The organism is Rhizobium sp. NZLR1b (genome assembly GCF_019685155.1).
Lineage (GTDB): Bacteria > Pseudomonadota > Alphaproteobacteria > Rhizobiales > Rhizobiaceae > Rhizobium.
The window spans coordinates 28,849-44,845 of sequence record NZ_JABDWC010000027.1 but is presented as its reverse complement, the minus strand read 5'-3'; the positions used below and the strand labels follow the sequence as shown (position 1 = coordinate 44,845).

The following is a 15,997-nucleotide window of genomic DNA, read 5'->3' as shown; positions in this document are numbered from 1 at the left end:
GCCCACTTTCATTCGATTGGATGCAGATTGCTACACGGCGGAACAGCCGCTGCAAAGGCTTTGGGAATCGGCGATGGTTCCAGCGAGCCCGAGCTGGCTGAGCAACTTCGGCCTCCGCAAAGGGATGAAGGACTTCGGATCGTATCAATTGCTTAATAGGCCAATTTCCGACGGACAGGCAGAATATTGGGATTATGACGTTAAAATGGTGCGTCGTCTCGAGGTGTGTGTCGAGCGACGGGAGGAGAACTACCTCACTATGATGATCGAAGAGTTGCCACGCCCCGATGATTCAAGCGGTCTTATGATCGGACGCTGTATTCATCTCGATACTCGTGATCCAGCGTTTACGCCCCTTGGCGAAGTGAAGATGCAGCATCTGGATTTAGCCATTAATGTTTATGAGGACGAGGACCGGAAAAAGAGGTTTGACGGCAGCCTCCAGAATGGCCGCGTTCATGACGCTACCTTTCGAACGCATCTTCTCCGCATCGAAGGAATTCCGTTTTCATCCCTTTTCCTATTCAGCGCAATGTTTCTGGAATCGAAGGTCTTGATTGGCGAGTGGGTCAACGACCTTGTCCGTCCTGAACCATCTACGGACGGCAAAAAGGAGTAATGAGGCGTCGATGACCCGATGGGACGAACCGCCGAACTTTGGGTCAGAAAGAAGTCCTCGCGGAGGAGGAAAGCAGCACGTTGTTGTGAAGCGAGCGGGTAGTCTGAGAGTGGCTAGTCAGGACGAGGGAATTGTTCGTGTTGCGCACACCGCTTCCAGGATAGCTTCAGGCGACTGAGTTTTGGCCATAGTCTTAAAACGCACCCAATAAATGCAATCCTTGAGATCCGTCGACCTGCACCGGATGAAAGGACCAGAAGTCACGGAGGACAGCTGCGTGCGGATGCGCGTAGCCTTTGTGGTCTGGGTCAGATGAGAAAATGCTCGCTTCCGGTTTTAGAAGCGATCCCAAACCTGAGTGCCAGTTACCCTCGGCCCCGTGATGCATGACCTGGAGGATGCCAGCACGTGCAAGTCGGCTTCCGGGTCGATAATGCTTCTCAAAATCGGCGAATTGTTTCCCTGCGCCGAGGGTTCCGTCGCCCGTATACATCTGCGAGAAGCGCGTGCTTCCGGCGAGGGAGCCGAGCGGACGATTGGAGGAGTGCCAAAGCAGGACCGCAGATTGATTGACGGGGCCGGAATAAAGGAAAAGCGAGATAATATTCCGGTTCTTTGATGATTTCCCAAAGTGGGCATCGTAAAGCTTCTTTAGCTTGTCGAGCGTGGCGCTGCGTGTCGTCGGTACGGTCAGGATATCTTGTACCAACTTCGACGCTGCTAACTGGAACCTTTTCGTGGCTTTTGGCAGCATTGACGGGTCGTTATAGGGAAGAAACTCCCAATCGAACGGTACTGATATCGTTCCGCCTCGCTTCAGATAGCGCACATTCGCATTGTCTTGCGCGCAGAATAGCTCATCCTGTGACCCTTCCGGTGGCGTGTCCTCGGGGAACTTGATAGGGGGCTCTTCCGGTCCCTCAAGATCTGGACCCGGTTCGATAGGCGGAGGTGGCAGTTCGTCATCCGGTCCGGAGGCCAGTACAAACACGATTTCGCCTATATCGCCACCGTCCAAGGCTCTGAGATAGCCAACCGGGTCAATGTAGAAGCCAAACTCGGCGTCGTCGGCTGATACGCCTTGCTGAAGCGCCAAGACAAGGCGCTGGAGCGGCGTGAGATAGGGGAGCAAGATCATCCGAATTCGAGATGTCTGCACGAGGCGCGAAAAGCCGCTGATATGATCGCGGTCGAAATGGGAGAGGACGGCCAGATCGAGCCGGTTGAAACCCAGTGCAGAACGCCTGAAATTGCAGGACGCAATGGCATCCGCCAAGAGGCTGTCCTTTGATGTCGTTCCGCAGTCATAGACCCAATTGAAGCGGGGGCCGTTGTCCGCCAAAATTGCACCTGAGGAGAAAAGGCCCTGGCCTACGGGCCACCAATCGAGCAAGAGATATCGTGGGCCATGCCCTCCAAGAGAGGGACCACCAGCAGGCGGCTCGAACAGTGTTGCGTCAGGATAAACGCCAAATTGGCACGCGAGCATAAAGGCGTGCACCGCTGTCTCAGATGCGGGTCTGATCGCGCTAAACCAATGGCCTTTGCGAATCTGCCCGATTAGGCGGTGATTGAGGTCTCGATCCGGATGGGTGAAATAGGCCAGGATTTTCTGATCAGTTGGCCGGGGGCTGAGGTTCAGCATACCCTTTATGACACTGACTTCAGCCTGCGATAGAGACTTCACGGATGCCAAATTTCCCCCCAGGAATGTCGTAGACGACGGTCGTCGCATAATCTAGTTTATGGACTTAAGACATTGATACATAATGATATAATGGTGATTCTAGCCGACATGAACCGTTACGTCATACCCAAGCGATCGAAGGGCTTTGCTGGTCCGCCCATTGCGCGGCGGATATCTGTCCGGCAATGCCCACCCTACAATCTCCCCCAGAGCGCTCACGCCGATCAGTTCGATTTTCCGCTTGGGATCGACAATCGCGTTCCAAAGGCGAACAGGGACGTCTTCAATTCGACCATCATAGAGAATGTAGGATAGAGTCTCCAATGCGGATACCCCACCGCGGTTTGGCGCCCGGTAGATATGTCTCGCCAGGGCATCAACTTTCTCGGATATGTCGTATGGCCGGTCGCCCTTTAGCCCGATAAGTCGATTGGGCGCACGTCGGGCAAACTCCCGCGTTGCGTGGATTTTGCCGAGCACCTGAATGAATTCATTTTCCGTAAGGCGTTTTAGACGGTCTTCCGCAAACGCCCGCTGCAAGGCGGGGGCAGTCTTATTGAGCATCCGGTTCTCGTCTGAACTGTCCGGCCGCTTCTGCCACCATCGAATTGCAGTCTCAACGGCGGTATCTGGATCCAATCTGTTTCTGCCAAAATGCGTCTCGAAGTCTGCTCTCCTGCCGTCGAATGTATGCTGGTAGTAGTGAGCATGGAGGAACTGGTCGGCATGGGCACCCAACGGCGCGGTGGAGCTCACCCAAGACGGCCTGTTTCCGTCAACTGAAATCTTGACGGAGATGTCTCGAATAATTTGAAGAGTGCGGTTCCACTCATTCAGAAACGCTTGCTTGCGCTGCTCACCCGCTGACTTCGCGCTTGAACGTGCCAGCCCGCGGAAATGCGGAACGAGGGTGGTTGCGGTGAACGCTTCATCCGCAGCCTTTTGAGCAATTTTGCGCCTTGTCAGTTCCTTGTTCCTGGCCGAGATAAGATCGAACAGCTCCTGAGTCAACGGGGCAGCATGGGTCTCAATCTCAGCAAAGAATTGCTCCAGCTGAAGATCGTGACCGCTAGCCACCAGCTCGTCCTCGGTGAGGAAAACACCGGCCTCGACGTTATTCCACCACGCGCTTTGGGTAAGGTTTGCAGAGCCGATGTATGCGCCGAAGCCGCGCCACCAGATTACCTTCGGATGGAATTGGCGCACGAGCTTGCACGTATAGCGCCCCGACCTTCGGGAAAGGAAACGTTCGAGAATGAGGATACTCACCGGCACCTGTTCATCAAAACGTCCCCAGAAACGCAGCGGTAGTTTGTTTTCCCAACACCAATCAAAAAGAAGATCGTTTTCCGTGGCGTAAGCGACCGCAGCATCAACCCGATCAGTGTCTTCGACAGCATTCAACAGAATGTTTCGGAGATAGTTGCCGTTGATCCCGTTCAAAAGCAATTCCAAGCGGCGCCCCCTTTTTCTTCGACTGATCTATACTCTTTGAGGTTGTTGCGTCAAAGTCTGGTTCTTCTCCTCCGACAGCGGAAGGCTGCGACGGTGCCCTCGCATCAAATCACGGGAGCCGGGCGCAGACGTGATGCAGAAATACCCTACCCTGATCTGGCGATCTCCAAGCAGCCGTCCAAACCCGCTCTCTTGGCTACGGAGCGCGAGGTTTTTTCAGCGCCTGCCGAGCGTAAGAAGACGCTGATATCGAGGATCCTTCTCGAGCTTTGGTGCGACCTTCTTAATGTGGAAAAGAGCTTTATCGAGGCCACTTGGAACGATCGCTCCGTCATCCCCCGCAACCGACCGATCCATGATCGACAAAAGGGCCGCCGCTTTTTTAGGATCGTTGATAATATTGAAATCACCTCGATCTTCATCCAGGTCGATCACTCCGAAATCATAAAGCGACCAGCAGTCGAAGGGCGTAAGATATGGGAGAACCATTTCGGTTGCTTCGACATAACAGGATGCAGCCTCAGCCGGTAGTCGAGCAAGCCTCTCGGAAACGGCCTTTGAGCTAAGAGTAAGTTCCTTCGGCCACACGTCCGAGAAGACGGAGTTGACGATCTCGAAACGTTCCTCCTCCGTCAAATCATCGTCCGGTGCAAGATACTGCGAAAAGGCACGCACCGCCTCCGTGCGGACTTCATCTGTCCCCAGCCTCAACATCTGTTGGATCAGATCGAGGGACACGGCGGGTTCTGCGTTCTGAACACGATCCGTCAGCGCCGACCAGACGACGCGTTCCGACAGATCCCCTCGAACCTCGCTCGACAAGCGGTCGGATAGAGCTGCTGCCACCAACGACGGGGCGAGTTCTGCCACGACCTCCTTTTGAGGGAGGTGCGCCATCGAAAACGCTTCCCACAAGACGGTGGTTTCCTGGCTTTCAAGTGCGTTGATAAGCGGCTGGAGAAGGAAATCTCTCGACCACTGTTCTGCAGCAGCGATGAAGTAAGCCAGTTCCCTGACGAGAACAAACTGCGCGTGAAGGCGCGCTATCCCGATTGTCTCACTTATTGCTTGGAGCATTTGTGGCCAACGGCCCTGAGACAGTGGATTATCGCCCTTCTTTACTGTCGGGCAGGTTTCGACGAAGGCCAAGGCGAGCTGGCCGGCGGGGGAGTTGAAAGCCTCCTGACTATAACCGGAGCGATCCGCTTTGCTCGAATTCGTTTTCTCGACAGCGAAGGGCCACAACCGAAGCCAGGCATTTTGGAATTCCTCGCGGCTCGTGAGCAATCGATCCCAACTCGTCATGAACGACGCGAGGCCGTCAATGGCCTTAAACAAAACAGTCGCACGTTCGTCGACAATTGAAACACATATGGACAGCGCGATCAGGATCTTATCCTTGTCTTCTTGCGAAGCCGTGTCAGGCGTGGCGTTAAGGTTCGCGGGCCGGTAAGCGTATCCAAGTGCTTGCCACACCTTGGCAGCGACAGCACCCTCAGCCTTCGTCAGAAGACCGAGCACCACAGATGCGTTTTCTGCAATAAATTCCGAAGCGTTCTGACTTTTGTCGTCCCAGCCCGTATCTGCGAGCGATTTCGCCAGCTCGTCCAGGAGTTTGGTTGTCGGGATCGCGTCGAAGGTGTTCTCGACAGTCCTTACGCGATGGATCAGGCGGACACCCTGATTGAAACCGTGTGTCAGTTCAATGGCTGGCAGGTCTCCCGACCGGGTTGCGAAGTCGTCGAGCCATTCCTGACCTTTATCCGTAAGGTTGCCGCCCGCAGCTTGGATTCGTCGAAGCTCCACGAACACGTGGTGGTCCCTGTAACCTGCCCTGTCCGATTTCTCGATCCTGCTGGGAATAAGCTTCGCGGGCTCCCCTCTCAGTATTCGCTGCTCGATGCGATTTTGGTTGTCGGTAGAAAGTGTTGCCCATCGAAGCGCGCGCAACTCAGCGAATTCTGGATATGCGCTCGCCCACCAGAATTCTCGGTCGGAAAGCTCTATGAGGAAAGCTGCGACCTCATCACTGTCAACAAGCGCCGGGTTCCGGGCCGCTGCGGCCCAAAGCCGCCGATAAAGCGTCCAACCTTCCCGGTCCCAATTGTCGATAACCCTACGGGCGGCCTGAAGGTCGAGGCTGCTGAGACGCTCCATCACCGCAAACATCAGCTTGGTCGATGGTGCGAACCCTTCACTATGACGATCCGGCTCACCGCCACCATCCGGATATTGCTCCGGAGGTACGAAATAGGCTCGGTGAATCTGCCAGTTTGTGACGTCCATATCCTTGGAAATTGAACCAATCATATGCCCGAGATTTAGTCCTGCGAGCAGCGCTGCGTTCAAGGCCGTCGCCAATTCGAAAAGGAAGTTGCGATCTTCATTCGCCTGAAGCCCGATGTCGGCCGGCATCAACCGGCTGCCACTGGATATGGACGCATAGATGAGATGCTTGAGATGCCGCGGTCTGGCGGGCTGCGCCTCTCCGGAAAGGGCCCTTAATCGCTTGGACGTATCGATCTGGAGCCACGGCCGAACCGCATCCACAATCAGACGGATCGTCTCTCGCGGGCTACCACCACCCTTTAGCTGCCTACGGATCTCGTACTTTTCCCGGTGCGTTTCGACATCGGGCCTTTCCCAATATTCGAAGACACATCTCCAAGCCAAGCTGTACGGATCGCGAACGGGCTTCGGCTGGTACTCAACCAAATCTCGCAGCGCTTCACGTTCTGCGATCTGATCTGGTTTCAGCTCGATTGCCCACTCGAGAATCGCTGTGTCCTCAAGTCGTCCGTCGGCGAAAGCTCGTGTTGTTAGATTAATCCTACGTTCGGTATCGGTAAGGCTCAATCTAGGCATATCAGCGCCCTTTCCCGGAATCGCGGATAATACGATTCAAGAACGTTAGCCAACGAGGCGACCGGCTGGCGCCAGAGAGGATTCTTGCAAGTTCAGCTTGTTCGCTAGGGTTGGACCTCCGCGCATAATATCTGAGAAATGATTGGGCAGCCAAACCTTCGGTACTGTCGGGGTCGAGGGCAGCGAGTTTCTTTAGGTAGGACTTCGTCCCTTTCTCATTCCGTCGGTCGGGGATGATGTCGGCCCACCGCACCAATAAATCACCCAAGGCCTTATGTTCGTCGATCTTGTCGTAGACGATGGGCGTGATCCCCCGGCTCTGCCATTCGACGGCCATCCGCTCATCACCAGGCTTGCAACCAACGAAAGCGTAACGCCGCTTAAGATCGACAAAGTGCCGCTCGTCAGCAGCGATCGCATTAAGAAGGTAGCGGACAGGTGAATCACTGGCGCTATAACCAACGAGAACGATGTGAAAAATTCTGGCTGCGTCATAAAGGAAAGACGTGATGAGATTGCGCCGGAGATATGAGTCCCCGAAATCCTGATCGGTCAAAATCAGCGCCGACCCCTTCTCCTTACGCCAGCCTAGTTTCCCATGAATATGAAGGATACCGGCAAAGTCTCGGCTGCTGCTGGGATTAGGTATTTCACCTCGAGCGAAGGCTTCATGCTGGACGCGAAGCTTTGAAGCAGCCTCGCTCAGGAGCCTGTCGAAGTTGGTCGTAACGAGGAGCGTCTGACCGTAACGCTGCCCGAGGCGTACCAGCGCGTCATGGACCGGGTTCGGTTCGATCGTCTGCGAAAGAACCGTTGTCGCTGCTTGTCGCATTGTGCTTTCTTTGCTTGGATCTCCGTCTATCCGACGCTCGAGCATGCCAAGAACGACGTCGAATTCGCGCTGGCAGAAAAATTTCAACTCCGTTCTCTGCTCGTGGCTGAGCAGATCGGTCACCTCATACCATTTCGGACCATCTTTTTTGGAGACGGCCTTGATCGCAGACGACATGGACGGATCGACAATGTCGTAGATTTTCGCGACGAGCCCGCCAAAATCGGGGAGCTGGGTCGGTTTCGGGTATGAAGCGCCCGCGCCGACAACAAAAAGAACACGTCCTTGATCCCTTGCAAGAAGAAGGTCTTCGGGCAGGCTGGGAAGGCCAGGCCAAAATATGACTTCGCTAGACATCCCGGCTCCCCTGAATCCACCCTGCGTTGAGACGGAAGGTACATAGTCGCGCTACCACTTGAGCGCTCAGCTTGCAACTGTAACTGGACCGCCCTGGTCACCAGCACGCAACAAATGGCGCGCCGTGCCGACCTGCGGCTTGAGGTTCTCGCCAAACCTGCCGCCGCCAAAATCTCCCCGCCGTCTTCGCCGGCTGCTCGGGCGAGCAAAATTCAGGCGGCGGCAGATCCTCCGTGTGCGCTCCAGCCGCACGCGTCATTCCAATGGGCCCGGGCAACAGAAAGCGAGGGGCAACCGTCCTTTCTGGTCAACGCCCTAGGTGCCGATGGTGGGAACAACACAACGCTCAAACACAAGTGAGTATCTATTCTCCCATACGCGTTTAAGATGTCTTGTAATTATTTAATATTTTTAATTATTTGAGTTTACTAGATAACGCGTCGCTGGTTCGAGTCCCTTCAAGGCGCGCGCAATTTCCGCCGATCGCCATCCATAGCCGTCGATAGCCGCTGAAATTATGAGGGTGCAAAAAGCGGAAGATGGTCCCCTATCGAATACTCTTGTACTCTGCCGCCGAGTACTGGCGGGCGACGCTGCCTCAATCGACGACCGTGCCGAACACGTCGAGTCCGAGTAGCTTTACGTTTTGGAAACATCCCAGCACATCGGTCTGATCAGGAAGATAGCTGAAAAGCCGCTAGAATTTCTAGCGGCCCTTTTGATCGCAGAGGCTTGGGAGTCAAATTACTCTGCGGCGACCTGTTGAGGGCTAAGACGCAGCGCAGCTGCGCGACGGTGGCCTTCCAGTTGCTCGGTGGCACTTTGGCGAATAGCTGCCGGAGCTACGGCAGCGACTCCACGCTCGTCGAGCCACTGGTGCGTGGCAATCTTGACGTATGAGCCAACCCAAAGGCCACCCGTATAGCGACCGGCTGCCATCGTTGGCAGGGTGTGGTTCGTACCGCAGCACTTGTCAGAGTACACAACGCTGGCCAGTTCGCCGATAAAGATCGAACCGTAGTTGCGGAGCTTCTTTGCGGTCGCCTGAGGGTCACGGGTGTGAACCTGAAGATGTTCAGTGGCGATGTAATCGGAGTAGGCGATCATCGTCTCTTCGTCTTCGACGACGGTCACTTCGCCGTAGTCCTTCCACGCAACGCTGGCAACCTGAGCGGTCGTCAAGGTTTCGAGCTGCTTTTCGACTTCCTTGATCGTCTCTTCAGCAAGCTTACGGTCCGTCGTAACCAGCCCTACACGGGTGCGCACGTCATGCTCAGCCTGAGCCAGCATATCGGTCGCGAGGGTTGCGGGGTTGGCGGTCTCGTCAGCGACGATGAAGATTTCGCTTGGGCCTGCAAGCTGGTCGATACCGACCTGACCAAAGACCTGCCGCTTTGCTTCGTTTACAAACGCATTGCCCGGACCGACGATCTTGTCGACGGCAGGAATCGTTTCAGTACCATAGGCCATTGCAGCAATCGCCTGGGCTCCGCCGACGCGGAAGATTCGGTCTGCACCGGCGAGATGGCAGCCGGCAATCATAGCCGGATGGGCATTCGGTGGAAGGCACGCGATGACCTGGTCACACCCGGCGACTTTTGCAGGGACAACCGTCATGACGGGTGCCGAGAGGAGCGGATAGCGACCACCCGGGACATAGCAGCCAACGATTTCTATCGGGATGACGCGATGGCCAAGGTGCAGCCCCGGAAGCGCCTCAATTTCCAGCGGGAGTATCGTGCCCAGCTGCGCTTCGGCGAAGCGACGGACGTTTGCAATGGCAAACTCGGTGTCTTCGCGAGTTTGCGGGTCGAGATCGGCGATAGCCTTGAGCTTCTCTTCGTGAGTAACTTCGAAGTTGGTCACGTTGGCCTTATCGAACGCGACAGAGTATTCGCGAACGGCGGCGTCGCCATGCTTACGGACATTCGCAATTATATCCTTTACGGTCTTTTCGACAGGAGCCGTATCCGAGACAGCATCTCGGGTCGGTTCCTTGACCCGTGTAAACTTACCTTTCAGCGCATCGAGACGCGACGTCATCAAAACCTCCTATGTGGGATGATCCTGATGAGCATCGTGAAACTTTGGCACCCTCGCAATTGCCTACAAACAACGTGTTCATTATTATCACCAACTCAGTAGCCGCTAGCTCCACGAAGGTATCTCGATTGTGGCGAAGGTGGCATGCTCAGGCGGTGCAATAAAGGGGAACGATAATTGCCAAAGATTGGTAGTAAGCTCCGGGAACTGCGCCGCCGCCGCGATCTCGGTGTGAGGGAGTTGGCGGCGCGCTCAGGAATTTCACATTCGACGATTTCGCTTATCGAGCGAGACAAGATGAGCCCTTCAATAGATACGCTCGGCGCGGTATTGGACGCTCTAGGAACGACCCTTCCGGGATTTTTTTCCGATCTCCAATCCAGCCTGCCATATTCTCCATTCTATTCGTCTGCGAACTTGGTGGAGATTGGAAAGGTTGAAACAATTTCATATCGTGTCATCGGCCTCGATCATCCCAATCGACAATTACTAATGTTACACGAGCGCTATGCACCCGGGGCTGACACCGGCGAAGAGTTTACGCATGCGGCACAAGAGGCAGGCATGGTCCTTTCCGGAGTGGTCGAAATCACCGTCGGTAACCAAAAAAAGGTTCTGAAGCCGGGTGACGGCTACTACTTCGATAGTCGCCTTCCACATCGCTTTCGAAACCTACATGATGGACAGAGTGAAATCTTGAGTGCCATTACCCCTCCGACATACTAACTTTGCTGTCATCTATTGCTGGTGAGTATAGTCACCGGGGGCGTTATCCCTGCTTCCCTAAGTCGCAAAACCTGCTTTGCTAGGTCGATAACTAAAAGGGGGAGCGTCCTATGGTTCTTTGCAAAGCTACTTTCATCGCGTCAACTGTTCTCGCGGCTAGCGGTTTCCATAGCCGCGTGATCTGACAAGTGTATCCCGGGGCGAGAACATCCAAAAGGCACGGCGCAAGATCTTCTTCGCGCCGGCTCGTGCAGTTTCCCCTTCGCCACTTCGATGGACGAGACCGTGCTGACCTTGTTCTTTGCGGGGCCGCTGACCTTGTTCTTTGCGGGGCCAAGGCAAAGAACATCGGCGCGCCAAATGTTCTCGACAACTCGAGAAAATATCGGTCCCGCGAACGCGGCTGCAGGGTTTCTTTTTATCGTGGGAACGATGCTCATCGCGGGACCGGCATCGCCGGCTCAAAAGAATACCAAGCGAGCCTAGCAGAACATAGCTTCCCGGCGGAGCGTCTTTTCTCTCCGGAAAGCTCAAAAAGACGGCCAAAGGCCAGCAGTACTCTCCAACGCCGTTGGAAAGTTTGGTGTTGAGCGCCCGTACTGGGCCAATCGATGAAAAGGGGAATAGCAATGTTTAAGAGACTTATTGCTTCGGCGCTGGTGGCGTCGTCTGTAGCTAGTTCTGCGATGCCGGCAAATGCAGCAGAAGATGGCGTCACGCTCGGTTTCGCTGTGGCGTTCACGGGTTGGGAAGCAGCTTACGATGGTGAAGCCACTAAGATGGCTCAGCTGTGGATCGAGCAGCAGAATGCAAAGGGCGGGCTTCTCGGCCAACCGATCAAGCAAATTCAGCAAGATACGAAGTCCGACCGCGTCGAAGGTGCCAAAGCGGGCCAGGCGATGGTTCAGGGTGGCGCAGATGTTGTCCTGGTAACGGCTGATTACGACTACGGCGCTCCAGCAGCTCTCCAGGCTCAGAAGGCTGGCCTAATCTCCGTGTTCCTAGGAGCATCTGATCCCAAGGCCGGTGTCGCTGGCGTTGGTAAGCTTTCCTTCACCGCCAACAATGCTGGCCAGGTTGAAGGCGCGACAATGGCCGAATGGGGTATCAACAGGCGTGGCTTCAAGAAGGGCTACGTGCTCGTAGACAACCTCCTCGAGTACAACAAGTCTTCCTGCGCTGGTTACGAATGGGCGTTCCCACTTCACGGCGGTACGATCATGGCGAAGGACGAGTTTAAGAACGGTGACGCCTCCATCAGTTCGCAGGTCACTCGACTTGCCAATGCTGTGCGCGACGAAGGCGTTGACAACGTGATGCTGTGCTCAGTCACCCCTGGCGGCGCAAGCGCGATCAAGCAGATCCGAGCTGCTGGAATCAACATTCCGATCTTGAGCAACACCGGCATGGATGGCCTTTATTGGAATAGCGCCGTTCCTGACCTCAAAGACTTCTACGTGCCTGTCCAAGCGGTCTTCTCCGGCGATCCGCGTGCAGAGGTTGAGGCACTGACGAAGGCGTATGAAGCAAAGTACGGCAGCCGCCCTGCGACGCAATATGCTTACCCGATCTATGCGTGGCTCGACCTTTACGCCAAGGCAGTAACGAAGGTGGGTTCGACCGATGCCGAAAAGGTTGTTGTCGAGATGAACAGCTACAAGGATACTCCGACGGTTCTTGGTACGCGCTCGTTCTCTGACCTTATTCACATCCAGACGCAAATCCCGATGTTCGTTACCGAGATCAAGGACGGCAAACAGAACGTCATTGAGGAAGTGAAGATAAGCCAAGATATTCCAAACGACGTTCTCTACCGCCTGAAGAAGTAAAGGCGTAGAACTGGGCACGCCGGTTAACTGGCGTGCCCCTACAAAAAAAGGGGAATATCATGGCTGACATTTTGTCGCTTCACTCAGGCAATGACGCTGCTACGCCCACCGCTAGCGGCTTGGTTGCAAGGAATCTGACCGTTCGTTTCCAGGGTCTTGCGGCAATTTCAGATGTTTCACTTCACGTGGGTAACCGGGAAATCTTTGGCCTGATTGGACCGAACGGTGCCGGAAAGACCACGCTGGTAAATTGTCTCACGGGGTTTCAGACCCCGACAGAAGGAGCGATTTTTCTTCATGGTTCGGACACAGCTGGTTGGCGAGCCGACCGGTTTCGCCTTGAGGGCATCGCGCGTACTTTCCAGTCGGGGCGGTTGTTCAACGACTTGAGCGTTCTCGAAAACGTAGAGGTCACTGGCCTTGGGCTTGGCCTGGCACGAAATCCAGCGCGTGCGGCAAGTTATGAGCTGCTCGAATGGATTGGCATCGCAGATAAGGCCTCCATCGCAGCCGGAGCTTTAGCCTACACCGATCAGCGCCGATTGAGCATCGTGCGCGCCCTCGCCGTCGCCCCCAAATTCATTCTCCTCGACGAACCAGCAGCTGGCATGTCGGACGCGGAAGCTGACGAACTCGTACATCACATTGCCGAAATCCCTGATCGCTTCGGATGCGGGGTCCTGTTGATCGAACATAACATGCACGTCGTGATGAGCATTTGTCACCGCGTGCACGTCCTCGACGGGGGCAAAACCCTGGCGGTCGGTACGCCGGATGAAATCAAACGACATGAGGGCGTTCTCGCCGCCTACCTCGGCATGGAGGCCTGACCCGATGTCAAACACCATCCTATCGCTATCCCACATTACAGTCCGATATGGACAGATGACCGCGTTGCGAGATGCTTCGATCCATGTCGATAAGGGCGAGGTCGTGTGCATAATCGGCCCCAATGGAGCGGGTAAGTCCACTATGCTCGCAGCCGCCGCTGGCGGCGCACCGGTTGTCTCTGGCAACATTCAGTTCAATGACAAAGCGATCACCGGAGTGGCTCCGGAAAAGATTGCTCGCCTCGGAATTTCCCTGGTGCCTGAGGGACGACATGTCTTCGGCTCGTTGACTGTGGAAGAGAACCTTCAGATCGCTGGATACATCCAGAAGGACAGCAGTCAGGCCAAGCAGGACGTCGAACGGGTGCTGACATATTTCCCCGGTCTTCGAGAGCGCCTGAAGTTTCCGGCTGGCCGCCTTTCTGGTGGTGAGCAGCAGATGTTGGCAATCGGACGGGCACTCATGACCCGTGCAAAACTGATCATGGTCGATGAGCCTTCGCTGGGTCTGGCCCCGAAAATCATCGACCAAATCTATCAAATCCTGCTGGATATCCGCCGCACGGAGGGTCTCACCCTCCTGATCAACGAGCAAAGTTCCAACCGCATTCTCAAGCATGCCGACCGCATCTACGTGTTGCGTGGCGGAGTGATCCAACTTGAGGGCAGGGCGGCTGATCTCGCGGACGGCGAAGCTATCCGTGAAGCCTACTTCGGCTTCCAGCACTCTGACGCTCGGGAGACACAACAATGATCAATTTCATTCAGAACATGGTTGATGCCCTAAGCCTGGGCAGCATCTACGCTCTTGTGGCGCTGGGTATCGGTCTTCTGTTCGGCATTCTTCGGCTCATCAACTTCGCACATGGCGATCTGATCACTATCGGTGGCTATAGCCTGATCGTGCCATCCGCAGATGTTACCTCCCAGATGCTCATCGGAAACTGGAGCTGGTGGACGCTGCTTCCGTCGGTCTGCCTGATCGTTGTGATCGTCGCCCTGCTCACAGACGCACTGGTATTCCGACCCCTTCGGCGCGCGAACGCGACAACTCTGATGATCGGATCATTCGCCTTGAGCTACATCATCCAGAATGGTCTCCTTCTGGTCTACAGCTCACGTGCCAAGGCCGTCGATCTCTGGCCGTCGTTGAACACTCAGATCGAACTGGGCGCTGTTCGCCTGCCGGTCCTTCAGCTTACCACCATCGGGACGACATTGGTATTGATGGTTGCCCTGATCGCTTTCCTGCGCGGCACTCGATACGGCGTCCAGATGCGAGCAGCCGCAGAAGATTTCCGCATGGCCCAGTATCTTGGTGTGAACGGCAACTTCGTAATCGGGATGGCATTCGCAGTAACTGGTATCCTGGCAACGGCAGTCTCACTTCTCTACGTCACTCAGACTGGCTCTCTAAGCCATACCATGGGCGTTCCACTGGCACTCTTCGGGTTCGTGGCCGTCGTCATCGGAGGAATGGGAAGCTTGGTTGGAGCGGTTGTCGGTGGTTTCTTGGTCGGCATTCTGCTGGTGATGCTGCAAGCCTACTTACCTGCCGATCTTCGTGGCTTCCGAGATGCTTTTGCCTTCGGCATCCTTGTCCTCGTCCTGCTCGGTCGTCCTTCGGGTCTCTTGCCATCCAGAAACATCATTGAGCGAGTTTGAGCCATGAAGGGACACACAAATCTTTCGCTTTTCGGCCAGCATTCTTCAGCAGTCGTGCTGTCGTTGGCCGTCGCAGCAATCGCACTTGTCACCACGCTCGTTGGCGATGAGGCCATTGTAACCTCCGTCACAGAAATGCTGATCAGAATGACGCTGGTGGTCGGCCTTTACATCTTCATTGGTAACTCAGGGATCACTTCATTCGGTCACGTCGCGTTCTCCTGCTTAGGCGCATACGCGGTCGGCTGGGCGACTGCAGAACCGATGTTCAAGCAAATGATGCTGTCGGGGCTTCCGATGTTCCTGCAGGAAAACCAGTATCCATTCTGGATGGCAATGGTCGGTTCGGCTATACTACCTGCTATCGTTGCGCTCTTGTTCGGCCTGGCCATAATGAGGTTGAACGGGATCGCGGCATCGATTGCGACATTCGCCTTCCTCATCATCGTGAACAGCGTTTTTGCCAATTGGGATAGCGTCACCGCCGGTGTCAGCTCAATCATCGGCATTCCGACGGTCGTGGGTCCTTGGGTAGCAACTGGTGGGGCAATTTTCGCAATTCTGGTCGCCAACCTGTTTCAGACCTCGCGATTTGGCATCATGCTGCGAGCCTGCCGGGACGATGAGGTTGCTGCCAAAGCTTCCGGCGTTCGCGTGGTACGGGTTCGACTAACTGCTTTCGTACTGAGCGCTGCCGTAGCCGGTGTCTCTGGCGGGCTTTACGCCCAGTTCCTCGGAATTCTGGCTATCGATGCTTTTTACCTCAACCTGACATTTATCTCCTTGGCGATGCTCGTCGTCGGTGGAGTGGGCAGCCTGTCCGGGGCGGTATCCGGAGTAGTCGTCGTGACGGTGATCGTCGAGGTTCTCCGGTTTCTGGAACGGGGTTTTACGCTCGGCAGCACTTCAATTGCCCTGCCGCCCGGCAGCCAGGAGATCGGTCTTGGCATCATCATGGCTTTGATTCTGATCTTCAGACCCGGTGGCATCGCTGGTGGACGCGAACTTTTCGCCCTGACCGGCAGGAAGCGCCACTCGGAAAAATTATTAGCGGATGCCAGTCAAACGGCGACTGCCACACACTGACAG

At 55.4% G+C, this 15,997-nt stretch carries 12 protein-coding genes and 1 pseudogene; 8 read left to right on the top strand and 5 right to left on the bottom strand.

Translation table 11 applies throughout. From position 1 onward, the window contains the following. The first annotated feature begins 73 nt into the window (after positions 1 to 73). Entirely contained in the window at positions 74 to 619 is a 546-nt protein-coding gene (locus tag HJB84_RS28155) for a hypothetical protein (RefSeq protein WP_168277113.1), read from the top strand. A gap of 193 nt (positions 620 to 812) precedes the next feature. Here the strand turns inward: HJB84_RS28155 and HJB84_RS28150 are convergent, their stop codons facing one another. The 5 genes from HJB84_RS28150 to hisD form a co-directional block, all read right to left on the bottom strand. Next, positions 813 to 2,306, bottom strand: a complete 1,494-nt coding sequence (locus HJB84_RS28150; protein ID WP_127431527.1) for a hypothetical protein — start codon at positions 2,304 to 2,306, stop codon at positions 813 to 815. A gap of 99 nt (positions 2,307 to 2,405) precedes the next feature. After that, positions 2,406 to 3,761, bottom strand: coding sequence for a phospholipase D family protein (locus HJB84_RS28145; protein ID WP_183856064.1), 1,356 nt, complete (start codon positions 3,759 to 3,761; stop codon positions 2,406 to 2,408). A 216-nt stretch (positions 3,762 to 3,977) separates the two neighbouring features. Beyond that, positions 3,978 to 6,617, bottom strand: a complete 2,640-nt coding sequence (locus HJB84_RS28140; RefSeq protein WP_221117545.1) for a hypothetical protein — start codon at positions 6,615 to 6,617, stop codon at positions 3,978 to 3,980. Positions 6,618 to 6,627: 10 nt separating this feature from the next. Further along, positions 6,628 to 7,815, bottom strand: coding sequence for an SIR2 family protein (locus tag HJB84_RS28135; protein ID WP_127431721.1), 1,188 nt, complete (start codon positions 7,813 to 7,815; stop codon positions 6,628 to 6,630). 744 nt (positions 7,816 to 8,559) lie between these two features. After that, on the bottom strand, positions 8,560 to 9,858 hold the full coding sequence (hisD, locus tag HJB84_RS28130) for a histidinol dehydrogenase (protein ID WP_168277111.1): 1,299 nt from the start codon (positions 9,856 to 9,858) through the stop codon (positions 8,560 to 8,562). Between the two features lie 177 nt (positions 9,859 to 10,035). Between hisD and HJB84_RS28125 the strand changes: the two genes are divergently transcribed. The 7 genes and pseudogenes from HJB84_RS28125 (at position 10,036) to HJB84_RS28095 (ending at position 15,994) form a co-directional block, all read left to right on the top strand. Further along, entirely contained in the window at positions 10,036 to 10,584 is a 549-nt protein-coding gene (locus tag HJB84_RS28125) for a cupin domain-containing protein (protein ID WP_127431719.1), read from the top strand. A gap of 261 nt (positions 10,585 to 10,845) precedes the next feature. Next, positions 10,846 to 11,070 (top strand): annotated as a pseudogene (locus tag HJB84_RS28120) (hypothetical protein); the annotation flags it as partial. Between the two features lie 143 nt (positions 11,071 to 11,213). Beyond that, positions 11,214 to 12,413, top strand: a complete 1,200-nt coding sequence (locus HJB84_RS28115; protein WP_164735997.1) for an ABC transporter substrate-binding protein — start codon at positions 11,214 to 11,216, stop codon at positions 12,411 to 12,413. A 59-nt stretch (positions 12,414 to 12,472) separates the two neighbouring features. Then, positions 12,473 to 13,243 carry an ABC transporter ATP-binding protein gene (locus HJB84_RS28110; protein WP_127431717.1) on the top strand — a complete coding sequence of 257 codons (771 nt, stop codon included), beginning with the start codon at positions 12,473 to 12,475 and terminating at the stop codon, positions 13,241 to 13,243. 4 nt (positions 13,244 to 13,247) lie between these two features. Continuing rightward, positions 13,248 to 13,997, top strand: coding sequence for an ABC transporter ATP-binding protein (locus tag HJB84_RS28105; RefSeq protein ID WP_127431716.1), 750 nt, complete (start codon positions 13,248 to 13,250; stop codon positions 13,995 to 13,997). Then, complete coding sequence (locus HJB84_RS28100; protein ID WP_127431715.1) at positions 13,994 to 14,908, top strand: branched-chain amino acid ABC transporter permease; 915 nt, start codon at positions 13,994 to 13,996, stop codon at positions 14,906 to 14,908. The genes HJB84_RS28105 and HJB84_RS28100 overlap by 4 nt, the downstream gene beginning before the upstream one ends. A gap of 3 nt (positions 14,909 to 14,911) precedes the next feature. Continuing rightward, positions 14,912 to 15,994 (top strand): branched-chain amino acid ABC transporter permease, encoded by a 1,083-nt coding sequence (locus tag HJB84_RS28095; protein WP_127431714.1) that lies wholly within the window; start codon positions 14,912 to 14,914, stop codon positions 15,992 to 15,994. Positions 15,995 to 15,997 lie beyond the last annotated feature (3 nt).

What these genes read in the sequence shown, in the direction of transcription:
- HJB84_RS28135 (WP_127431721.1), bottom strand. Translation starts at nt 7,815, where the DNA reads ATGTCTAGCGAAGTCATATTTTGGCCTGGCCTTCCCAGCCTGCCCGAA.
- HJB84_RS28115 (WP_164735997.1), top strand. Translation starts at nt 11,214, where the DNA reads ATGTTTAAGAGACTTATTGCTTCGGCGCTGGTGGCGTCGTCTGTAGCT.
- HJB84_RS28155 (WP_168277113.1), top strand. Translation starts at nt 74, where the DNA reads ATGGTTCCAGCGAGCCCGAGCTGGCTGAGCAACTTCGGCCTCCGCAAA.
- HJB84_RS28110 (WP_127431717.1), top strand. Translation starts at nt 12,473, where the DNA reads ATGGCTGACATTTTGTCGCTTCACTCAGGCAATGACGCTGCTACGCCC.
- hisD (WP_168277111.1), bottom strand. Translation starts at nt 9,858, where the DNA reads ATGACGTCGCGTCTCGATGCGCTGAAAGGTAAGTTTACACGGGTCAAG.
- HJB84_RS28105 (WP_127431716.1), top strand. Translation starts at nt 13,248, where the DNA reads ATGTCAAACACCATCCTATCGCTATCCCACATTACAGTCCGATATGGA.
- HJB84_RS28095 (WP_127431714.1), top strand. Translation starts at nt 14,912, where the DNA reads ATGAAGGGACACACAAATCTTTCGCTTTTCGGCCAGCATTCTTCAGCA.
- HJB84_RS28100 (WP_127431715.1), top strand. Translation starts at nt 13,994, where the DNA reads ATGATCAATTTCATTCAGAACATGGTTGATGCCCTAAGCCTGGGCAGC.